We start from the raw sequence: 23,459 nt of genomic DNA, 5'->3' as shown, positions 1-23,459 counted from the left end.
TCTTACCAGCTGTAGCGAAGCCCGCCCGACCCGGTGAGGTCGTGCGAGGATTTGGAGAAATTGCCGCTGAACTTGCCGTAAACCGACAGGCCCGAGGCCGAGACCAGGTTCACGCCCGCTTCCACCAGAGCCGAATCCCGCGGCGCCGAAGCGCCGTAGACCACGAAATTATAGCCGGGTGCCGCCGTGAAGCCGGCTTCGACCGAGCGCCGGTTCGCGAACTCGTGCACCCAGGAGGCGCGCAGGAAGGGCTCGAGATAGGTCGTCTCGCCGAAATAGAAGCGGGTATCGATCTGCGCCCCCAGGAAGGATGGGAACGAGTTGATGGTCCGCCCGGCATAATTGAGGGCAAGGCCGCCAGTGGTGCCCTGGGCGTGCTCGGTCGAGCCGTCCAGATGCAGGGAGGAGAACTGCAGCGCCGCGAAGGGCGTGACGTTCACTCCCGAGAAATTGGCCTTGTAGCCTCCCTCCAGGCGCGCGCTGATGGCGCGGCCGTCGAAGCTGTTGCCGAGCGCGTCATAGGCGCCCGCCACCGGATTGACCGGGGCATCCGTGCCCTGGATCATGGCGTAACGCTGGGTCGTGGCGTGCAGAAAGTCGAAGCCGAGCAGACCGTTGGCGTAGAAATTGCCGTATTTGGCCGCCCCGTACAGCGCGACATGGCCGGCATCCACCTTACCCGTGGTGGCACGCTGCTCCACCCCGAAGGCGGAATGCCCGCCGCCCACCGACAGGCCGATCAGATAGTTCGGATCGAACTGGTAATCGAGGCCTGCCGCGATACCCTGGTTGTGGGTCTTCAGATTGCCCGAGCCGACGACGGTGTTGCCGTCGAAGGAGGAGCCGCCGCCATACCCAGTGATCCAGGCCCGCCACAGGCGGGTGTCGCAGAAGGATGCGCCCTTCACGGTTTTGCCGCCGACATCGGCGCTGCAGCCGCCGACGGTCTTGCCGGTGAGATCGACCGCATTGCCGTTGCGCCAGAAATCGGCCTGCTGCATCACCGAGCGCATGAAGGCACCGCTGTCGGAGAACAGCGTCTGCTGCACGCCGGCCGTGCCTTCGCCGTCGATGGAGTCATAGGTCTTCTGCAGCGCGGCCACGTCCGGCTGGAAGAAGATGGCTGCCGCCAGCGGCACGAATTTCGGCGAAGTCTGGTCGGTCTGGATCGCGTTGATCGCATTGCCGACGGCATGCCCGTTCTCAGTCAGGCCGTCGGCCGAGAAGTCGATCTTGGTGCGCAGGATCGCATCGTAATCGGTGAAGATCAGGCTGTAATTCGCCACCGCCGTCGGGATGGCATCGATGGTCATGCCGTTGTCGGTGACACCCTTTTCGGTGTGAACGATGACATGGTCGCTGGTACCCGGTGTCGCCTTGCCGGGGTTGAGCAGGTTGATCGAGACCTTGCCGGCGAGATCGGCCGCGCCCGAGACGTTGAGAAGGTCGGTGAAGCCGGGATTGCTCAGATCCGGCAGGGCCGCCGCCAGCATTGCCACCGACGTTGTCGTGCTCCAATCGGCGTTCCGGTCGAGGTCGAAGTCCAGCATGTAGGTGCCGTCGGCCTTCTGGCCGAAATAGCCGGTCTCGTTGGTGGTGAAGACCCGGTTGATGCCGCCAATCGCCATGAAGCCGGCATTGGAGAACAGATGGGCCGCGGTGTCGCCGAGCTGGACGGTGTTGCCGGTGACGAACCAGGCGCCGTTCTGGTTGTCGAAGGTGTTGAGGCCTGTTCCGAGCTTGACCGAACCGGTGACGAGGTTGGTGTTGGTCACCGCCTCGTTGCCGGCCGAGCCATAGACGGCGAGGCCATCGATCCAGCCGGTCCCGATCAGCTTCTTGTCCTTGTCGAGGGCGAGGCCGACGGTCTTGCCGAGGTCGGCTATGACGCCGGCATTGGCGAGCGTGTTGGTCGCCCCGTCGAGGAAGCCGACACCGGCGCCCATGCCTGTGCCGCCGACGATGCTGCTGTCGGCGTTGACGGTGATGGCGATGTTGCCATTGGTCTTGCCGGCGCTCTGGGCCAGGATGGCGAAGGAGCCGGAGCCGACGGTCATGATATTGCCGGTCTGGTTGATGGTGACGTCGCCGGCCTTGCCGTCGCCGCCGGCGGAACCGGCAAAGCCGATGCCGACGCTCTTGCCGTCGAGCAGGTTGGTGACCACGCCCTGCGCGGTTTCCGGCAGGGCATCAATGAAGGGCTTGGGCACGGTGAGGCCGCCCAGCGAATTGACCACGCCGCCGCCGCCGCCGATCGACTGGGCGAAGATGCCATGCGCATTGGTGCCATCGGTCGCAATCAGTTCGGCGGTGTTGATGACGCTCACCGCGCCGCCATTGCCGCCACCGCCTGCATCGGCGCCCCAGGCGCCGAGCCCGGTGGCCGCTGCGGCATAGCCGCCGCCACCGCCGACCGACTGGGCGAAGATGGCCGAGGAATTCTGGCCGAAGGTCAGCAGTGAACCGGCATTGGTGACCTTGACCATGCCGCCGTCGCTGCCTGCGGCCGCACCACGCTCGAAGGAGACGAGGCCGTAGGTTTCGCCGGACGAACCGCCGCCACCGCCGACCGACTGGGCCATGATGGCATTGGACTGGTCACCGGTGGTGATGATGCTGATCTTGATCGGATCATCGTTGCTATCCCCTGGCGTCAGATCAACGTCCTGGCCACCCGCGGCATTGCTGATGGTCACGTCACCGCCCTTGCCGCCCGCACCGGACTTGCCGCCGATCGCCACCGCGCCAAGGCCGCCGCCGCCGATACCGCCGCCACCGCCGACCGACTGCGCGAACAGGCCGTTGGAGAAATCTCCCTCGGTCTGCACGAAGCCGCTATTGGCGATGCCGACGCTGCCACCATCGCCCGAGGCACCGCCACTGCCGCCGACCTGCACGAGATTGACGCTGCCGACCAGGCTGCCGATGCCCTGCTTGTCATAGAGGAAGCCGCCGCCGGTGCCGCCACCGCCGCCGATCGACTGGGCCGTGACACCATTGGACTCGCGGCCCTCCGTGAAGATATCGCCGGCATTGGCGACAGCGACCGTACCGCCATTGCCTGCAGCGCCGCCGGCGCCGCCGATGGCGAGGGCGCTGAGCGAACCGCCGCCGCCAGTGCCGCCACCGCCGCCGACCGATTGCGCGGTGATGCCGTTCGAGAACAGGCCCTTGGTGCCGAGATAGGCAAAATTGGTGACCGTGACAGCGCCGCCATTGCCGGCCGCACCGCCATCGCCGCCGATATCGATCAGGCCGGAGCCCGCCCCGCCCTGGCCACCGCCGCCGCCGATCGACTGGGCGAGGATCGCGCCGGAGGAGATGGTGCCGTTGGCCTGGATGGCGCCGATCTCGACATCGCCCGACTTGCCGTTGGTCACGGTAACCGTGCCGCCATCGCCGGCCGAGCCGCTGTCGACGCCGAGGAGATTGGCGAGCGCACCGCCGCCGAGGCCGATCGTGCCGGTCAGGCCCGCAACGGCATTGCCGCTATTGCCGCCGCCGCCACCCACCGACTGGGCGAAGATGCCCCAGGAATAGATGCCTTCGGTCTGTATCTGACCCTGGTTGTCGATCGTAACCGTGTTGCCGTTGCCGGCCGAGCCGCCATAGCCGCCGACGGCGACCACATAGTTCTTGGCGATGCCGACGGCGCCGAAGGGCATGGCCGCCAGCGTGGCGTAGCTATAGGGGCTGGGCACCACGTCCTGCAGGCCGATGATGCCGCTGCCGCCCTGGCCGCCGCCGCCGCCGATCGATTGGGCGAAGATGCCGCTGGAGGCATCGCCCTTGGTGACGATCACGCCGTCATTGCCGACGGTGACGGTGCCGGCATCGTTGCCGGTGCCACCGAAGCCGCCCACCGTCGCCTGGAAGGAGAAATTGTTCTTGGTCTCTTCCGGTGCGGTGCAGACCACCGGCAGGGTGCAGGCCTTGGTCAGCACCAGCGAGAGGGAGTTGGCCTGGCCGCCATTGCCACCGCCCCCGCCGATCGACTGGGCCTGGATGCCATGCGAGCCGCTGCCATCCGTCTGGATCGAACCCGACTGGTCGACGGTGACATTGCCGGCCGTGTTGCCGTCGCCGCCGAGGCCGCCCACCGCGAAGCTGACATTGATCGTGCGACCCTGGCTGGCGCCGCCGACGCCGAGCACGCCCGACAGGCTCGAGCCGCCATTGCCGCCACCACCGCCGATCGACTGGGCGAGGATGCCCTGCGCCGCATCGCCCTGCGTCTGCAGATTGCCGTTGCTGGTGACCTTGACGTCGCCGCCAGTGCCGCCACTGCCGCCCTTGCCGCCAACGGCCGCCCCGAAGTTCAGATTGGTATTTTCACCACCAACGCCGAACACGGCCGAGCCCGCGAGCCCGCCATTGCCGCCGCCACCGCCGATCGACTGGGCGAGGATCGCCTGCGAGCCGATGCCCGTGGTGCCGATGTCGCCGGTATTGCCGATGGTGACGAGGCCGGCGCCGGTGCCGGCACCGCCGAAGCCGCCGAGCGAAGCGCTGATGTTCTTGGAACTGGTGCCGCCGAAGGCACCGGTGATCGACAGGCCGCCATTGCCACCGCCACCACCGATCGATTGGCCGGCCAGGCCGACCGAATAGTCGCCCGCGGTGAGGATGGTGCCGTTGCGCGTGACGCCGACATTGCCGCCGGTCCCGCCTGCCCCTCCGAAGCCGCCCATGCTCAGCGAGACGTCGACGGCATTCTGACTGACGCCGACCGCGCCGGCAAAACTCATGCCGCCATTGCCGCCGCCACCACCGATCGACTGGGCCAGCACGCCATCGGCATGGTCACCCCATGTGGTGATGAGCCCCGTCGAATCGACCGTCACGGCACCACCATTGCCCGCAGCGCCACCGAAGCCGCCGAGGGAGAGGGAGACACCGGCTTGCGTCGATCCGGACGCCCCACCGGTGATCGTCGCGGCGCCGCTGAAGCCGCCATCGCCGCCGCCACCACCGATCGACTGCGCCAGGATGCCGTTGGATCCTTTGCCTGTGATCTGGGTTTCGTCTCCAATCTGGGTTTTGCTTCCCGTCAGGATATTGTCGACGCTGGTCACCTTGACCGCGCCGGCATCGTTGCCGGTTCCTCCAAAACCACCGACGGAAATGCCGAAACCGGCAGTTGCTCCCTCGCTGAAGGTGAGTGACAGCGCCCCTGAGAACCCGCCACTGCCACCACCGCCGCCAATCGACTGCGCGTAGATGCCGTTGGAACCATCCCCCACGGTTTGAATGGTGGCGCTGTTGTCGGTCGGCAGGACCTTGCCGACGTTCGACTTGATGGTGACGTCGCCGCCGGTGCTGCCCGAACCGCCGCCACCGCCGACGCTGACGGAGGCGCTGCCGCCCGTGCCCGTGCTGACATTCAGATTGCCGGCGACCGAAAAGCCGCCATTGCCGCCACCGCCGCCGATCGACTGGGCCGCAAGGCCGTGGGCGAGAGCCCCCTTGGTGTAGATCAGACCGGTGCTGTCGACCTCGGCCGACCCGGCCTTGGCGCCATCGCCGCCGAAGCCACCGACGGAAACCGCCAGGCTGACATTCTGCTCGCCGATGCCGACGGCACCCGCCACGCTGGCGCCGCCATTGCCGCCATTGCCGCCGATCGACTGGGCGAGGATCGCCGTCGAACCGGCGCCGAAGGTTGCGACATTGCCGTTATTGCTGGCCTTGACGTTGCCGGCCGTGGCGCCGCCACCGCCGAAGCCGCCCACCGAAACGCCAAGAGCGACACCCTCGCCGATGGTCGCGCTGAGGCTGCCGGCAAAACCGCCATTGCCGCCACCGCCACCGATCGATTGCGCCAGCAGGCCGAGCGACAGGTCGCCCTTGGTCTGGAGATTGCCGGTATGGCTGACATCGACGTTGCCGGCCTTGCCACCGTCGCCGCCGAAGCCGCCGACGCTGGCATTCAGGCTGCCACCCTGCCCGATCTGCAGGGTGCCGGCGACGGAGAAACCGCCATTGCCGCCGCTGCCGCCGATCGACTGGCCGACGACGCCGCTGGACAGGATCCCGTCGGTCGAGACATCGCCGTTGACGGTGACCTCTACCGCATCGGCCTTGGCGCCATCGCCGCCCGTACCGCCGACGCTGGCCCCCAGAGCGACGCCATTGCCGATATTGGCCGAAAGCGTGGCGGCAAAGCCGCCATTGCCGCCGCCGCCACCGATCGACTGGGCCAACACGCCGGTCGACTGGTCGCCCTCGGTCGCGACCGCACCGGTCTGCGAGACCGTGACCTTGCCGGCCGTACCGCCATTGCCGCCTGCGCCGCCGACCGCGACCGCGATGCTCGCGCCACCCTCGGGCGACACCGTGATGGCGCCCGCGGCGGCAAAGCCGCCATTGCCGCCGCCGCCGCCCAGGGACTGGGCGAGAATGCCGGTGGACGAAGTGCCGAAGGTCGCCACGGCCCCCTTGTTGATGACGCCGACATTGCCGGCCGTGGCACCATCGCCGGCCGAACCACCGACCGCGACGGCCGCGCTGCCGCCGCCTTCGGGCGCGAGAGCGATGCTGCCGGACACGGCGAAGCCGCCATTGCCGCCACCGCCGCCGATCGACTGGGCCGCGATGCCGGCGGAGAAATTACCGAATGTGACGATGTCGCCATTGCTGCCGACGGTAACGGCGCTGGCGGTATTGCCCGAGCCGCCCTTGCCGCCGACGGCCGCCGAGAGGGAAACCACGCCCGAACCGGACACGCCGATGCCGAAGCCGCCATTGCCCCCGCCACCGCCGATCGACTGGGCGGTGATACCGGCCGAGAGGTCGCCGAGCGTGGTGATGTTGCTGGCCTGCTGCGTGCCGTTCTGGACGTTCACCGTGCCGGCCGAACCGCCATCACCGCCGCTGCCACCGAGCGAAAGCGACAGGGCGCCGACGCCACCGAGAGCCAGGGAGCCACTGAAGCCGCCATTACCGCCGCCACCGCCGATCGACTGGGCCAGGATGCCGCCGCCATTGGCGGTGGTGGCCTTGTAGTTGCCGTCGGCGACACTGCCCGTGCCCGCACCGTTGAGGATATCGCCATTGCTGGTGACGCTGACCGCCGACGCGGTACCGCCGCTGCCGCCGCTGCGGCCGACCGCGACCGACAGGCCAGCCGATCCGCCGAGACTCGCGGCAATGCTGGAGCCGCCATTGCCGCCGCCGCCGCCGATCGACTGGGCCAGCACACCGGCCGCATTGGCACCTGTGACCTGGACGGCCCCCTGATTGGTCAGATCGACGCCGCCGCCATTGCCGCCATCACCGCCGGTGCCGCCGACGGCAACACCGATCGAAATGCTGGAGGAGAGCGAAGCCGACCCCGAGAAACCGCCATTGCCGCCGCCACCGCCGATCGACTGGGCGACGAGGCCGTTGGAGGCATCGCCCTTGGTGAGGATCGGGCCGGTGCTCTTCACCGTCACGAGGGCGGCATCGGCCCCCGCGCCGCCACTGCCGCCGATGGCGACGGATGCCGCCCCGACGCCGCCGACATTGAAGGAACCGGAGAGGCCGAAGCCGCCATTGCCGCCGCCGCCGCCGATCGACTGCGCCAGCACGGCGTCGGAGCGGTCGCCCTCGGTCTGGATCGCGCCATTGCTGGTGACGGACACCGTACCGGCATTGTTGCCCGCGCCGCCCTTGCCGCCCAGCGATATCGCCGCCGAACCGGAAACGCCGACCAGGGGAGCACTGCCGCTCAAGGTGGCCGCAAAGCCGCCATTGCCGCCGCCGCCACCGATCGACTGGGCCAGCACGCCGGCCGAATTGTCGCCCTTGGTCAGGATGTTGTGGCTCTGGTCGACCAGGACGCCCGCGCCGCTGCCGCCGCTGCCGCCGCCGCCGCCGAGAGAGATCCCCGCAGAAACGCCGCCCGAAAGCGCGAGCGCGCCGGCAAAGCCGCCATTGCCGCCGCCACCGCCGATCGACTGGGCCAGGATGCCGGCCGAATTGTTCCCGTCGGTCTCGAGCGTAGCCGCGTTGCCCGTGGCACCTGCCGGCTTGTAGGCCTTGACCGTTACGGCGCCGCCATTGCCGCCGCCACCGGCCGTGCCACCGAGGCCGACATTGACGTTGCCGGCCACCGAGAGCTGGCCAGCCACGGTGGAGCCGCCATTGCCGCCGCCGCCACCGACGGATTGCGCCAGGATGGCGGCCGAATTGTCTTCCTTGGTCAGGAGGTTGCCGGTCGAGGTCACTGATACGATATCGCCATGCCCCGCCTGCGCGCCGCTGCCGCCGAGCGTGACCGAAGCACCGACGCCGCTGATCCCCGCACCGACGGCGAGGCCGCCATTGCCGCCACCGCCGCCGATCGACTGGGCCAGGATGGCGGAAGAGTTCTTGCCGCCGGTTGCGATGTCACCATTGCTGTCGACGGTGACGCTCTTGCCCGAGCCGCCCTTCTCGCCAGTACCGCCGAGGCCGACATTGGCGCTGGCCAGGCCAAGGCCGGCGGCAACCGACACGCCGCCATTGCCGCCGCCGCCGCCCACCGACTGGGCCAGGATGCCGCTGGCATTATCGCCCGCCGTGGTTATCACCGAGAGATTGGAGACATTGACCGTGCCGGCATCGCCGCCCTTGCCGCCGCCGCCACCGAGGGCGATCGAAGCCTGGACCAGCCCTGCCGAGCCGGCCACCGCCAGGCCGCCATTGCCGCCGCCACCGCCGACCGACTGGGCGAAGATGCCCGTCGAGCCACTGCCATGCGTCTCGATGCTGCCCTTGGTGTCGACCTGGACATTGCCGGCGCCACCGCCGTCGCCACCACTGCCACCGAGCGCGATGCTGGCGCTGATCGGACCGCCATTGGCGCTGATGCCGAAGCCGCCATTGCCGCCGCCGCCGCCCACCGACTGGGCGAAGATGCCAGCCGAGCGGTCGCCCCAGGTGATGATCGAGGCGCTGCTGGCCTGCGCAGGATCGACATCGTCACGCAGGACGCTGACATTCGCGCCCGTGCCGCCCACGCCGCCCTTGCCGCCCAGGGCTACCGTAATGCCGGTACCGACGGCTAGCGCGTTGCCGCCATTGCCGCCGCCGCCACCCACCGACTGCGCGAAGATGGCCGCCGAGTCCGTCACGGCACTCGAATCGGCCTTGGCATTGATGCCGGTTTCGATGGATCCGGCGCTGGTGACCGTGACGGCGCCGCCATTGCCGCCCGAACCGCCCTGGCCGCCCACGGTGAAGAGACCGCCCGAGGAGCCGCCATTGCCGCCGCCGCCGCCAACCGATTGCGCGAAGATGCCCTGCGAAAAGGACTGATAGGTGGTGATCGAACCGCCGGCCGCGTTGGTGACGTCGACCGTTCCGGCATTGCTGGTGGTCGAGCCCTTGCCGCCGATCGCCACGAGCCCGCCGGAGGAGCCACCGTCGCCGCCGCCGCCGCCGATCGACTGGGCGAAGATGCCGGTCGAATTGAAGCCCTTGGTGGTGATGCTGCCGCCATTGACCGCGGTGACGTTGCCGCCGGCGCCGCCGGCCGCGCCATCCGCCCCGAGCACGACGAGACCGCCGCCGCCGGAACCCGAACCGCCGCCGCCACCGATCGACTGGGCCAGGATGCCGAAAGAGTGGGTGCCGTTGGTGGTGACATCGCCGAAATTGCGGGCATCGACGGTGCCGGCATCGCCGCCCGTGCCACCCTGGCCGCCAATCGCGCCGAGGCCACCGGCGCTGCCGCTGCTGCCGCCGCTACCGCCGATGGATTGCGCCAGCAAGCCATGCGAATTGGCACCATGGGTGACGATGGTCAGGCCTTCCAGCGCCGTGACAGAGGCCGAGCCGCCGCGGCCGGCGCCCGATGCGTCGCCGCTGGAGGCGACGATGCCGCCGGCGCTGCCGCCGGCCCCACCCTTGCCGCCCTGGCTGATGGCCGCCAGGCCACCGGAATTGTCGCCATAGGTGGTGATCGTGCCTTCGCCCGCCGTCACGCTCGCTGCGCCGGCAGCGCCGCCCTTGCCGCCCTCGCCGCCGCTGCCGACCACCGTATAGGAACCGCCGCCATGGCCCCCGCTGCCGCCGATCGACTGCGCCACCACGCCATAGCCATTGGTAACGGTGATATCGCCCTTGCTGGTCACGGTGGCGCTGCCGCCAGCGCCGCCATTGCCGCCGCGCGCGCCGCCGCCGCCAAGATAATAGTCACCGCCATCGCCGCCATCGCCGCCCCGGCTGATGGCGATGACCCCGGGCTGTCCCGAAGTCGTCAGCGTTTGGCCGGTGCCGGCATAGTTGAGGTTGAGGCCGCCGCCCGTGAGGCTGCCGCCGGCGGCGCCCGGCTTGATGGTCATCGTGCCAGCGTCGCCATTGGTGCCGAGCGAGATGGTGATGGAGCCATCGGCCTCGTTGGGCGTGACGGTGGCGGGAATATCGACGCTGGTCGTATCGTAGCCGCCGCCACTTTTGGGGGTCTGGGTCTGCTTCGTATAAAGCGTGCTCGACCCCGCCTTCGGCGTCAGCGTGATGATGGAACCGTCGCTGTAGTTGATGACGGCGACGCCCGTGGTCTGGTTGAAACTCTGGCCCGTGACGGTCGGCGCACTGCCGCCGCCCGAACCGCCGCCGCCACCCGATGCCGGCGGCACGAACAGGGCACCGTCATGGCCGTTGCCGCCATCCCCGCCATTCTGCCGCAGCAGGACCTGGCCGTTCACGGGGCCGCTCAGGCTGTTGACGTTCAGCGTGGTCGGGCCGGCATCGAGCTGCACGCCGGTGGGCAGGTTGCCCGTACAGGTCTGGATCGACCCGCTCGTCGAGCAATCGGCAAGGGCTGGGCCCGCCATGCCGATCGACAGCAAGGAGGCACCGAGCAAGCTGCCTCTGAGATTGGCTCTCAATCGCGACAATGACGTCTGGCGGGAAGCAAGGTTCAGCTCGGCAACGCAACTCAGGTCACGACGATGGCACGTCATCTGGAATCCCCACCCGCTCAGACATCGGCGGGGGCTCCACGGCATGCTGATACCGCCTGGCTTCGACACAGGCGTCGATACCGGCTGATGGTTCCAACAAGTTGAGATAACTGATCCCGCCGCGGGGATACTGCCTCCACCCTCCGCCGGACCCGGCACGTCTTACCCCCCGGTAAGGCCGGATCGGCGCAGGCATGGATTTGTGGTCCCCGCGGACAAAAACTACCGCAACAAACCTTACCGTTCTATACGGTGCCCGTCGTATTTTTTGGTTTTTACTTTACATATCACGATCAAGTCACGAGTATATAAATTTAGATTTCATACTGTATAGATATATACTTACCAAACTGAATGATCTTTATAAAGAAACGAAAATCAAATCATCTATACACCAGACTACGATGTATTAAAATAATACAACAAGTTTTATCGATATAAATCGAAACAAGATTACCCTTCGTGCTTTGTTTCTAAATTCAAACAGGACAAATAATAAACATTGGAAAAAGTCGATGCCACTCATCTCAAAAAGCAGGCAGATTGGTATTTTATTACTCCGCGCAGGCCGAACCGGCGGCGCCCTTTCGCCGGATCTCAGGCGAGCGTCTTGACCCAATAGGCCACTGCCGGATCCCCAGGCCAGGTCGCGGCAAGAGCCTCGAACAGGCTCCGCGCCTCGGCCGGCTTCGAGGCCATCCTGTCGAAGGCCGCCATATAGGCCTGGCGGCGCTCGGGAGTGGCATCGTCGGGCCAGGGGCTGAAAACGGCCGTCTGCGCCGTACGCCCCCGCAGCACGACATTGCCGAGGGGCCGCAACCTCTCCGGTTCGCCGATGGCGGCGGCCGCGCGGGCGCCAAGGCAGACCGTGGTGCCGAACTGCTTGTTCAGCGCCTCCAGCCGCGCCGCCGAGTTCACGGCGTCGCCATGGGCGGTATAGTCGAGATGACCAAGACCACCGACGTCGCCCACGATCACGGGCCCGGTATCCAGGCCGATGCGGGTGCGGCCGAAGCCGAGGCGCCTGGCATCCTCGCGCTGGCGGAATTCCGTGGTGAAGCGGCCGATCTCGATGGCGCAGTCCAGCGCCGCCTTGGCATGTCCCTCGACCGTCAGCGGCGCATTGAACAGGCCGTGCACGGCATCGCCGACAATCTTGTCGACCATGCCGCCATGATGGATGACGATGGCGCAGACCCCATCGAAATAGGCATCGAGCGCACCCACCAGCGTGCGCGGCTCGGCGTTTTCCGACATGGTGGTGAAGCCCTCGATATCCGAGAACAGCGCCGTGACCTCCCGCAATTCACCCTCGATCTTCAGCTCTTCCGGCGCGGCTGTGAGGCGGCGCACGATCTCGGGGGAGAGGTAGCGTCCGAACTTGCGCTCGATCGCCCCACGCAGCTTGCGGGTATGGGCGAACATCACCACCAGGGCCGAATTGGCGGCGGCTATGGCCGGGATCAGCGGACCGGCAGGGTCGATCAGCAATCGCGTGCTGGCGAACAGGCCGGCACTGAAGCCGATCCAGCCCAGTATCAGCACCGCCAGCACCGAGCTTGCCGCCAGAGGGCCGAGCCACAGCGCAGCCGCCAGCGCCACGAGGCCGAGGGCGGAGGCGGCAAGTGGCTCGATCAGCCTCGGGCTGTGGATGCGCTGCGGGATGTCACCCGAGCGCAGGCCTTCGATCGCCTCGGCCTGGACCTGCACGGTCGGCGTGAGAGGTCCCGCGGCGGTCGGGAGCAGTGCGCCTGCTTCCGGCGCACTGGCACCGATCAACACGATGCGGCCGGCAAAACGTTGGGCCGGTATCTTGTCGTCCAGCACGTCGGCGGCCGAAACCGTGCGGGCGCGCCAGGTCGACGGAGCGGCGAGATGAAGCCGCACCGAAGCCCCCTCCCGCAAGGGAATGCGTGTCTCTCCCACCGAGGCGGTGGCTCCGTCGGGATCGAGCAGAAAGGCGGATGCGTGCTGCGCGCTTCGGAAGACCTCCATCGCAAAGCCCGCATAGATCTCGCTGCCGCCCCGCACGAAGACCGGCGCGTGGCGCACCTTCGAGCCGGTGACAGGAGAGAGCGACAAAGCGCCGATCGCAACCGCTCCATCCACGAGTGCCGCCGAGGGAGCGACGACACCGGCGGCCTTCTGGGACAGGTCCTGCTGCGGCACCGGAATGATCGGAGGCGGGAAGGGCAATGCATCCTTGCCGGCCTCGTCGGGCAACAAGCCCAGCACGACATCCGAGCGGGCGATCGCTTCGGCGAGTTGCTTGTTCTCATCAGGCAGGCTGTCGGCAACGCTCGTCAGCTCCGTCCGACCAGTCGATTTGGCATAGACTCTCAGCATCGGTGCCGGTGAGCGTCGGTCCGGGCCATCCAGCAGGATATCGACACCGATGACCTGTGCTTTCGCATCCTGCAGCTTGGTTACCAGATCGGTCAGCCCGCCGCCCCGTCGCCACGGCCACCCTCCCTTGGCGGCCAGGCTGGGCCTGTCGATGTCAACCACCACCACGCCATCGGGCAGGCGCTTGGGCGGGATCACGCTCTCGAGAAAGTCGAAGGCTTCTTCGCGCAGTGTGTTGGCGGCCCCGCCTGGATTGTAGACGAGAAAGCAAAGACCGAGGATGAAGGCCGCCAGGCCGGTGGCAATTGCGGGCTTGAAGGCAAGATCAGCCACGCGCCGCGTCCTGGCCGGCGCCGGCATGCGCCTCGCCGGGGACCGTTTCCGCCTGCGCCAGTTGGGTAAGCGCGGCCACATGGCAATGCACGATGGCGCCGCGCCGTTCGATCGCCCCCCGCTCCTCGAAAGCGGCGAGCAGCCGGTTGACCTTGGGCCGGCTGGCGCCGACGAAGCTGGCGATCGCGCTTTGCGAGATCGTCAGCGGCGCACTGCGGGCGCCGTCGGCGCGGGTGCGCCCGTACCGCTTGACATGCCAGAGCAGGAAGCGGGCCAGCCGGGCCTCGAGCGGATAGAGCGCGATCGATTCGAGCTGGTCGGTGGTGTCGCGCAGCCGCGCGCACAGCACCTGCAGGATCGGCATCTGCAGCGCGGGGCGGGTGGCGAGCAGCCGCACGAAGGAGGCCTGCGCGATGAAACCGGCAACCACCGGCCCGACCGCGGTGGCATCCGCAGTGCGCCTGCCGCTGTCCAGCACCGCGATCTCGCCGATCACGTCCCCCGGCCCGGCTTCACGCAGAATCAGCTCGCGCCCCTCGACGGAAACGATGGAAAGGCGGATCGTACCCTGGAGCACGATCAGCATGCCCTCACCCGGCGCCCCCCGCGAGAAGATCGATTCGCCGTCGCGAAAACGTTGTTCGATGGCAAGATTCGCAACCGCGTCGATATCCTCCGGGCTTGCGCCGGCAAACAGATCGAGGCGGGCAATGGCAGTGCGAAGCGGGACGGACATTGACGCAAATATTCCAGTCTCAAACGTAAATATGGCGGGTATAATGGCGATGTCGGGCTCGCTCGGCAAATTAAGCCCTAATGCCTTCTCATATTACCGGTGGCACTTCCACTGCAATGTCCTGATGACAGGCTCGGTAATCTTTGCCACTTTGCCGCCATGTCCGTCCCCACCATAGCCCCCTCCTCGCTGTCGCGCCTGCTCCTGCAGGCGGGAAGCCGGCTGGCGGACATCATCCTGCCGCCGCGCTGCCTGAGCTGCCGGGAAACCACGGCCAGCCACGCCAATCTATGCGTGACCTGCTGGCAGCAGCTGTCCCTGATCGAGCGGCCCTATTGCGAGAGACTGGGTATTCCCTTCGTCTACGACCATGGCGAGGGCATGGTGTCGGCCCAGGCGATCGCCGATCCGCCCGCCTATGGCCGGGCCAGGGCCGCGGCCCGCTATGAAGGCGCCTCCATCGAGCTGGTGCATCGGCTCAAATATGGCGACCGCGTCGAGATCGCGTCCTTCATGGGCCGGCTGATGACCCAGGCCGGACAGGACGTGCTGGCCGATGCTGACATGCTGGTGCCGATACCGCTGCATCGCCTGCGGCTGTGGCGGCGGCGCTTCAACCAGGCCGCCCTGCTGGCGCGCGAGATCGGCAATCGGAGTGGGGTGACCTATGAACCGCTGCTGCTCGGCCGCTCCAGGCGCACGGCCCATCAGGTCGGCCTCAGCCGCAGGGAACGGGCCCGCAACGTGCAAGGCGCCTTCGTGGTCCCGCCAAGCGCCAGGCCTGCGATCAAGGGCAAGCGCATCGTGCTGATCGACGATGTGCTGACCTCCGGCGCCACGGGCGAAGCGGCGGCGCGTGCCCTGCTGCGGGCCGGAGCAGCCAATGTCGACATGCTGGTGTTCGCCCGAGTAGCGACGCCGATCGAGTAACCGAACGGGACTGCCTAACTTGGATCCGATAGACCAATCGCCTCTTCTCGCCTGGCCCGACAGCCGCGAGTCCCTGCACAGTTCCCTGAGCGAAGCCGGCCTCGCCCCCGAAAGCGTCGCCCGGCTCGCCGAGCAGGCCCGGCCGGCGCTGGTGCTGGAAACCACGCCTTGCGAGGAAAGCCGGATTCCGCTCGGCGCCAGCAAGATCGGCGGCCTGCCCGATTTACCCGACACCATGGCCTGGCCGGAACGTCCGCCCTATGGCGATGCGGCCGAACGAACCCAGGCCCATCTCACCGAGGCGGATCGCCTGGCCAGCGAAGCCACGCGACCAGGCTCATGGCTGACGCCCGAGCACGCCCGCGAAGCCAGCCGCGAGCAGAGCGATCTCGCCCGGGCGGTGACAGCGGTGTTTCCCCTCGCCTTCATCGCCCAACTCGATCTGGCCGCGCTGTCGCTGACCCCCGGCTTTCCTGCGGCACTGCCCCATCACGGCCGCTTGCTGCTGTTCTGCGACTATTGGGTGAAGCCGAAACCCTACGATCCCCATGCTGCGACCGGGCTGCGCCTGATCTGGGACAAGACCCCGGTGGAGCGCCTGGAGCGCAAGGCCGAACCCGCCGCCCTGGCGGCCCTGGCGCAGGAACGCTGGAGCAGCCGCTTCAAGCCGGCCGCCGTGACGGCGCGCCCCGTCGTCACGGCCATCCCGCCGAGCGACAAGGGATTCGATGCCTTCCCGCATGGCGAGGAAGCCTCCACCTTCTGGGACGAGGATAGCGAGGAGATCCATTACGAGACCTGGCTCGGCCGCTACGGCACGCCGGGCGGCAAAGGCGGCGCCAACCACCAGCTCGGCGGCTGGCCGCGCCCGCTGCAGAACGGCATGCAGGCCCAGGCTCAGCTGGCTTCGCACGGTATTTTCTGCGGCACGGGCGAGGCCTATGCCAGCGCGGAGGCTCGCAGGCTGCTGCGCTCGGCGGATCGCTGGCGTCTGCTGCTGCAGATCGGCCGGGACGATGCCCTCGGCCTGCTGCCCTCCGGCGCACTCTATATCCTGATGCGCGAGCACGACATGCGCATCCGCGCCTTCGACCGGGCCTGGATGGTCTTCCAGAAACCGTGAGCGGATGCCTGCGGCTCCGGGACGCCCCTTCTTGTCGGCCTGCGGCAACTGCCTATAATACCGATTGATTTTGGTTCTCCGCCTTCCCATCTGTGGGCGAGGTCGTTTGTGGATGGAATGAAGGCAATGCCGCCTGTCGTCGTGTATTCGAAATCCTGGTGCCCCTATTGCAAGGCGGCCAAGGCCCTGCTGACCCGCAAGGGCATTCCCTTCGAGGAGATCGACGTCGACGGCAAGCCCGAGCTGCAGGAAGCCATGAGCCTGCGCGCCAACGGGCGGCGCACGGTGCCGCAGATCTTCATCGGGGACACCCATGTCGGCGGCAGCGACGATCTTCATGATCTCGAGGCTGCCGGCGGCCTCGACAAGCTTCTCGCTGCCTGAGGGAGACCTTTCATGCGTTTCAAAGCCGCCGTCCTGCAAATGCGATCCGGCCTGGTGCCCTCGGCCAATGTCGACATTGTCGCCGCTGCCGCCCGCGAGGCCAAGGCCGCCGGAGCGGACTATCTGCAGACCCCCGAGATGACCACCGTGGTCAATCGCGACCGGGCCGCCATGATGGCCGTGATCGGCGACGAGAAGACCAATCCCGAGCTCGACGCCTTTCAGGCCATCGCCCGCGACAACGGCCTGCACCTCCATATCGGCTCCATGGCGGTGCGCGTGGGCGACAAGGCCGCCAACCGCGCCTTCGTCATCGATCCCAAGGGCGAGGTGCTCGCCTCCTATGACAAGATCCATCTGTTCGACGTCGATCTTGCCGGCGGCGAGTCCTGGCGCGAGTCCAATGCCTATGTCGGGGGCGAAGAGGCCGTGGCGGTCGACCTGCCCTTTGCCCGGCTGGGCCTTGCCATCTGCTACGATGTGCGCTTTCCCCAGCTCTTCCGCGCCTATGGCGATGCCAGCGCTGATGTGATCAGCGCACCGGCCTGTTTCACCAAGCAGACGGGCGAGGCCCATTGGCATGTGCTGCAGCGCGCCCGCGCCATCGAGAACGGCGCCTGGATGATCTCGGCCGCCCAGGTCGGCCATCACGACGACGGCCGCGACACCTATGGCCATTCCGTCATCGTCGATCCCTGGGGCAGGGTGGTCGCCGATGCCGGCGATACGCTCGGCTTGATCTATGGCGAGGTCGACGTGCATGTCGTGGCGGCGACACGCGGCAAGATCCCCAATCTCAAGAATGCACGTTCGTTCACGGTAAAGACGGAACCCGCGCTGAGGGCTGCAGAGTGATTCGCTTTTCCCTCGTCTGCGACCAGGGGCACGAGTTCGAAAGCTGGTTTCGCGACAGTGCCGCCTATGACGACCAGGCCGAGCGCGGCCTGCTGAGCTGCGCCTATTGCGCCTCCACCAAGATCGGCAAGGCCATCATGGCGCCGCAGGTGGCTCGCAAGGATCGAGAAAGCGGGAATCCCGACATCAAAATTCGCGAAAACCTGGCGGCCTTGCCGCAGCCGGTAGCCCTGACCTCCCCGGAAGAACAGGCTTTGCGGACCAAGGTGCGCGAACTGCATGCCATGCTGACGGCGAAATCCGACTATGTCGGCGACAAATTCGCCGCCGAAGCCCGCAAGATGCATGATGGCGAGATCGAACATCGCACCATCCATGGCGAGGCGACCGGCGAGGATGTCCGCAGCCTGCTCGAGGACGGCATCGACATCCTGCCTCTGCCGATGCTGCCGGACGACCGGAACTAGCATTGGGGGCCGGTCTGCGGACCACTCCTTTCAAGATCGTTCGAACAAGCCAGGAAAAAGGGTTGAGATGGGGCAGCGCAACCCCTCATCCGCCTGCCGGCACCTTCTCCCGCAAGGGGAGAAGGAGGCATTTTGGAAGGCGCCGCGCTGGCCAATCACCTTCTCCCCTTGCGGGTGTCGTCAACTCTCTTGAGTTGACTAGAGGTGCCCCGGAGGGGCGGATGAGGGGTCGCACCACGCTATCCGGACAAAAGACCTCGACACCTTGAAAGGGCTGGAGTTCAGACCAGCCTGCAAAGCCAATGCCTGCCGATAGCTCCGGCGGGTCCCAAACCTTGCCCCCAATCCCACCTTCCCTATCCGCGCGCTCGGCCCTACAGTTCCCGAAACGAAAGGGAGGTCGATTGCGCATCCTGCTGGTCGAGGACGCCGAGGATCTGGGCGATGCCATGGTGGCGAGGCTGCGCAGCTCCGGCCATGCCGTGGAGTGGCTGCGCGACGGCGCGCTCGCTTCCGAGCGCCTGCGCGAGGAAACCTTCGACGCGGTGGTGCTCGACGTGATGCTGCCGGGCCGCGACGGCTTCGCCATCCTGTCCGATCTGCGCCGGGCCGGCCATGGCACGCCGGTCCTGGTGGTCACCGCCCGTTCGGAGGTCGACGACAAGATCAGCCTGCTCGATCTCGGTGCCGACGACTATCTGGTCAAGCCCTTCGACCTGCGCGAATTCGAGGCCAGGCTGCGCGCCGTGATGCGCCGGCCGGCCGGCATGCGCGCCAGCACCATCGAGGTCGAGGCCCTGACGATCGACCTCGCGGCGCGCACGGTCGCGATCCAGGGCAAGCCCATCGATTGCGGCCGGCGCGAATTCCGCCTGCTCGAAATCCTCGTCGCCAAGCTCGGCCAGGTGGCACCCAAGGAGCGACTGATGGACCAGGTGTTCAGCCTGGACGACGAGGTCTCCATTAACGCCCTGGAACTGCTGGTCTCGCGGCTGCGTCGCAAGCTGCAGGGCGCCGGCATCGAGATCGTGACGATGCGCGGCGCCGGCTACATGGCGCGGCGGCATGACGGCACCTGACGCTCCTGCCCGCGCTACCGCCTCGATCCGCCGTCGCGTGCTGGCGGCCGCCCTCATCGTGCTTGCCCTCGCCGCGCTCGCCTTCATCGTCTTCATCCATTCCTATGCCCGCCGCGCCGCCGACGAGGCCTATGACCGGTTGCTCACCGCCTCCGCCCTCACCATCGCCGGGGCCGTGCTGGTCGAGGAGGGGCGCGTCACCGTCGAACTGCCTTACGCCGCCCTCGCCATGCTCGGCTCGGGTGGTGACCGCATCTATTACCAGGTCGAGGCGCCCGACGGAGCCCTGGTCACCGGTTACGGCGACCTCGCCGAGGATCTGCCGGCCGTGCGCTCGGCCGAAACCGTCTTCGCCGATTCGAGTTTTCACGGCGAACCCGTGCGGGTCGCCAGCATCGGCCGCCTGATCTCTGCCAGCAACGCCGCCGGCTGGGTGACCATCCGCGTCGCCGAGACGCGCGGCGCGCGCACCGCCCTCGCTTCCGAGATCGCCTCGCGCGCCGTGCTGCCGTTGATCGGCGTCCTCGTGCTCGCCTTGGCCCTGGTCTGGTTCGGCGTGCAGCGGGCCTTCGCGCCGCTCACCACGGTGGAAGCGGCGCTACGCGATCGGGCCCCGCAGGATCTTTCGCCCCTCGCCGTGCCGGTGCCCGTCGAGGTCAGCCAGCTCGTTGCCGCCCTCAACGACTTCATGCGCCGCCTAGCCAGCGTGATGAACGCGCTGTCGGGCGTAGTCGCCGATGCGGCCCATCAGGTGCGCACCCCGCTCGCCTCCCTGCGCGCCCAGGCCGAAGTGGCGCTGGACGAGCGCGACTACCAGGCCCTGCATGAGCGCGTGGCCAAGATCCACCGCAACGCCGTGCACGCCAGCGAGCTGGTGAGCCAGCTCCTGATGGAAGCGACGCTGACCCACCGGCTCGAGAGCCGCGAATCCGTCCTCATTCCCATCACCGCCCTCGTCGAGGACGTCGCACGCCGCTTCGACCCCGATGAGGCCGGACGCCTCGCCGTGACCATCGCCCCCACCCTGGCCGGCGCCCGCCTCAAGGGCGATCGCCTCGCCTTGCAGGAGATGTTGCGCAACCTCGCGGGCAATGCCCTGCTCTATGCCCCTGGCAGTCAGGTGGAAATCGTGGCCGAGCCGGCGGGCGAAGGACGCGTGCTCATCAAAGTGTGCGACCGCGGCCCGGGCATTCCCGATGCGGAGAAGGACACCGTGCTCCAGCGCTTCCAGCGCGGGTATGCCGGTGCCGGCACCGTGGGTTCGGGGCTCGGCCTGCCGATCGCCCGCACCGTGGCGCAGGCCCATGGCGGCAGCCTGTCCCTGCAGGATCGGCCCGGTGGTGGGCTGGAGGTCCGGCTCGAACTGCCACTGGCGCCGGAGCCCGCGAGGGCGCGCGTGGTTCTCAAGCGTGGCGCCGCGGCCATCGCCCTGGCCCTCGGGATCGCCGCCGGAGGCGGCTGGATCGATGCCGCCCGAGCCGCCCCCAAATCCTATCCGGCACCGGTAGCGGGCGGACCGACGCTCTCGATCCTCGGCACCACCGACACACCGCAATTCGAATTGCTGATCCACGACTTCCAGGAACTGCATCCCGACGTCAATATCACCTATGAGGAAACCGATACGCTGCCGCTCTATCAGCGCACGCAGGAGAAGCGGCTGGATGCCGACGTCGATCTCCTGGTTTCCTCGGCCGCCGACCTGCAGGTCAAGCTCGCCAATGATGGCCACGCCCTCCCCCACGCCTCGCCTTTGCTGCCGGCCCTTCCTGCCTGGGCGAGCTGGCGCTCGGAGATTTTCGGCTTCACCTTCGAACCGATCGTCATCGTCTATAACCGCGCGCTTGTGCCCGACGCACAAGCCCCGCATTCCCATCTCGCTCTCACCGAACTCCTGGAACAGGAAACCGATCGCTTCCGCGGCAAGGTCGCGACCTACGATATCGGCAAGAGCGGAGTCGGCCATCTGCTGGCGGCGCAGGATGCCCAGATCTCCTCGAACTTCTGGCGCCTGACCCGCGCTCTCGGCCGGGCCGACGTCAAGCTTTCGGGCTCCAGCCCAGCCATCCTGGAGGGAATCGCCTCCGGTTCCCTGGCGCTGGGCTACAATGTGCTCGGCTCCTACGCCTATGCCCGCCAGCGCCTCGACAAGCGCATCGGCATCGTCATTCCCGACGATTACGCCCTCATCCTCACCCGCGTGATGCTGGTGCCGCGCTGGGCCAACCAGCCCGATCTCGGCCGCACCTTCATCGACTATGCCCTCTCCCCCAGGGGACAGGCGGTGGTGGCAGGCCAGGCGGCGCTGGGCTCGATCGTGCCAGGCACGCCAGGCGGCTGGACAGCCGAGCGCATCAGCGCCGCTTCACGCGGCGTGCTGCAGCCGATTACACTCGGCCCGGCCCTGTTGGTGGCCCTCGACCAGGAGCGCAAGGCCCGCTTCCTGGCGACCTGGCGCCAGCTCGTCACCGACGGCTCGCGCTGACAGGTCGCTGACAGGAATAGTTGCTATCGTGTCTGCAACCGGACCTAAGCGTTTTGCGATTTGGAATCGCAAAGACGCGTCGGAACAAGGAGTTAGAGCAAAGCGGGTTCACGCTTGAACGCGCTTTGCTCTGGCAAGGTCCGGAACAAGACGTAGGGCGCTGGGGGGACGGCTGCCATGGAGCGGCCTCGAGGTGCATGTCCCTTCCTCCTCTCCCTACCCGCACGATCGCAAGCGTTCGGCCATGAACGCTTTGCTCAGGGAGGAAATGATGAAGAGACTCTTGCTTGCCTGCGCCACCGCGGGTGCTCTGGCTTTTTCCAGCCTCACGGCTTTTGCCCAGACGGCGGGCTATGAGATCATGGCTCCGGCCGCACCGGGCGGCGGTTGGGACCAGACCGCCCGCACCATGCAGATCGCGCTACGCACCGAAAAGATCGCCCGCAACGTGCAGGTCACCAACGTCGCCGGCGCCGGCGGCACCATCGGCCTGGCCCAATTCGTCAACCAGGCGAAGGGCAACCCCTCCGCGCTGATCGTCGGCGGCTATGTCATGGTCGGCGCCATCCTCACCAACAATTCCGCCGTCAGCCTGGCCGACGTCACGCCGATCGCCCGCCTCACCGGCGAGAGCGAAGCCATCGTCGTGCCGGCCTCCTCGCCGATCAAGACGCTGGGTGACCTGGTCGAGGCCCTCAAGAAGGATCCGGGCTCCGTCTCCTGGGCCGGCGGCTCGGCCGGCGGCACCGACCACATCACCGCGGGCCTTTTCGCCAAGGCCGTGGGCGTCGATCCCTCCAAGATCAACTATGTCGCCTTCGCCGGCGGTGGTGAAGCCGTCGCCGCCGTGCTCAGCGAGCAGGTGACGGCCGGCATTTCCGGCTATGGCGAATTCGAGAGCCAGATCAAGGGCGGCGCGCTGCGCCTGCTGGCGGTGTCCGGCACCAAGCGCATCGACGGTGTCGATGCCCCCACCTTCAAGGAAGCCGGCGTGGACGTTGCCCTGGAAAATTGGCGCATGGTCGCCGCCGCTCCCGGCATCACGCCCGAGCAGAAAGCCGCCATCACCGCCGACATCGAAAAGATGGTGAAGTCGAAGACCTGGCAGGACACGCTCAAGACCCGCGGCTGGACCGACACCTATCTGTCCGGTGACGCCTTCGATGCCGCCTTGAAGAGCGACATCGCCGCCACCGGCACGGTGCTCAAAGACATCGGCCTGGTCAAATGAGCAGCGCCGGGGGCAGAACGGAGCACGGGCGTCCGCCCGGCTCCACCGTCGCCGGCCTGGTGATCGCAGCCGGCCTGGTGATCCTCGCCGTCGTCATCGGCATCGATGCGGCCATGCTCAACACCAAGGTCGCCAGCGACCCGCTCGGGCCGGCCGCCTTCCCCTACGCCGTCGCGGCCGGACTGCTCGTCCTCGCGGTGGCCACGGTCATCTCCGCCCTGCGCGGCAAGACGCCGACGCCGGAGGAGAGCCAGGATTTCACTGCGGTCGGCTGGGTGATCGCCGGCCTGCTGGCGCAGATCCTGCTCATCGCCGTCAATGCCGGCTTCTCGCTCGCCAGCGGCCTGCTGTTCGGACTGGCCGCCCGCGGCTTCGGCAAGCCGCTCTGGCTGGCCAGCCTGGTCGGCGTGGCACTCTCCTTCCTGACCTGGCTGGCCTTCTCGCAGCTCCTGCAATTGTCGCTGCCGCAGGGACCGCTCGAACATGCGGTCTCCGCGCTCCTGAGCGATTGATTTCAGGGCCGGCCTCCGGGCCAAGGCGCGCTTCAACGCGCAGGCGC

Annotated in this window: 12 protein-coding genes; 9 read left to right on the top strand and 3 right to left on the bottom strand. The window is 67.6% G+C overall.

Annotated features, from left to right (window positions below):
- Nucleotides 1-2: 2 nt before the first annotated feature.
- From ACTJKX_RS11775 to ACTJKX_RS11765, 3 genes are all read right to left on the bottom strand, one after another.
- Nucleotides 3-10,931: a hypothetical protein gene (locus ACTJKX_RS11775; protein WP_440725360.1), complete on the bottom strand. Its 10,929-nt coding sequence runs from the start codon at nt 10,929-10,931 to the stop codon at nt 3-5.
- Nucleotides 10,932-11,528: 597 nt separating this feature from the next.
- Nucleotides 11,529-13,610 (bottom strand): CHASE2 domain-containing protein, encoded by a 2,082-nt coding sequence (locus tag ACTJKX_RS11770; RefSeq protein ID WP_440725359.1) that lies wholly within the window; start codon nt 13,608-13,610, stop codon nt 11,529-11,531.
- Nucleotides 13,603-14,346: a Crp/Fnr family transcriptional regulator gene (locus tag ACTJKX_RS11765; protein WP_082980208.1), complete on the bottom strand. Its 744-nt coding sequence runs from the start codon at nt 14,344-14,346 to the stop codon at nt 13,603-13,605. The genes ACTJKX_RS11770 and ACTJKX_RS11765 overlap by 8 nt, the downstream gene beginning before the upstream one ends.
- 159 nt (nt 14,347-14,505) lie before the next feature.
- Between ACTJKX_RS11765 and ACTJKX_RS11760 the strand changes: the two genes are divergently transcribed.
- From ACTJKX_RS11760 to ACTJKX_RS11720, 9 genes are all read left to right on the top strand, one after another.
- Nucleotides 14,506-15,276 (top strand): ComF family protein, encoded by a 771-nt coding sequence (locus ACTJKX_RS11760; protein WP_440725358.1) that lies wholly within the window; start codon nt 14,506-14,508, stop codon nt 15,274-15,276.
- A 19-nt stretch (nt 15,277-15,295) separates the two neighbouring features.
- Complete coding sequence (locus ACTJKX_RS11755; protein ID WP_440725357.1) at nt 15,296-16,399, top strand: DUF1963 domain-containing protein; 1,104 nt, start codon at nt 15,296-15,298, stop codon at nt 16,397-16,399.
- A 126-nt stretch (nt 16,400-16,525) separates the two neighbouring features.
- Nucleotides 16,526-16,783, top strand: coding sequence for a glutaredoxin 3 (gene grxC, locus ACTJKX_RS11750; protein ID WP_311937584.1), 258 nt, complete (start codon nt 16,526-16,528; stop codon nt 16,781-16,783).
- A gap of 12 nt (nt 16,784-16,795) precedes the next feature.
- On the top strand, nt 16,796-17,638 hold the full coding sequence (locus tag ACTJKX_RS11745; protein WP_440725356.1) for a carbon-nitrogen hydrolase family protein: 843 nt from the start codon (nt 16,796-16,798) through the stop codon (nt 17,636-17,638).
- Nucleotides 17,635-18,105, top strand: coding sequence for a DUF1178 family protein (locus ACTJKX_RS11740; protein ID WP_440725355.1), 471 nt, complete (start codon nt 17,635-17,637; stop codon nt 18,103-18,105). Before ACTJKX_RS11745 ends, ACTJKX_RS11740 begins: the two co-directional genes overlap by 4 nt.
- Before the next feature lie 404 nt (nt 18,106-18,509).
- The gene (locus ACTJKX_RS11735; RefSeq protein WP_311937592.1) at nt 18,510-19,184 is read left to right on the top strand and encodes a response regulator transcription factor; all 675 of its coding nucleotides are present in this window, start codon (nt 18,510-18,512) and stop codon (nt 19,182-19,184) included.
- Entirely contained in the window at nt 19,171-21,669 is a 2,499-nt protein-coding gene (locus tag ACTJKX_RS11730; protein ID WP_440725354.1) for a sensor histidine kinase, read from the top strand. The genes ACTJKX_RS11735 and ACTJKX_RS11730 overlap by 14 nt, the downstream gene beginning before the upstream one ends.
- 271 nt (nt 21,670-21,940) lie before the next feature.
- On the top strand, nt 21,941-22,900 hold the full coding sequence (locus ACTJKX_RS11725; protein WP_440725376.1) for a Bug family tripartite tricarboxylate transporter substrate binding protein: 960 nt from the start codon (nt 21,941-21,943) through the stop codon (nt 22,898-22,900).
- On the top strand, nt 22,897-23,412 hold the full coding sequence (locus tag ACTJKX_RS11720) for a tripartite tricarboxylate transporter TctB family protein (protein ID WP_367626165.1): 516 nt from the start codon (nt 22,897-22,899) through the stop codon (nt 23,410-23,412). The genes ACTJKX_RS11725 and ACTJKX_RS11720 overlap by 4 nt, the downstream gene beginning before the upstream one ends.
- The last annotated feature ends 47 nt before the right edge of the window (nt 23,413-23,459 follow it).

It is taken from the genome of Labrys sp. 22185 (assembly GCF_052045555.1).
GTDB lineage: Bacteria > Pseudomonadota > Alphaproteobacteria > Rhizobiales > Labraceae > Labrys > Labrys neptuniae.
This window is presented reverse-complemented; position numbering and strand designations above follow the sequence as displayed.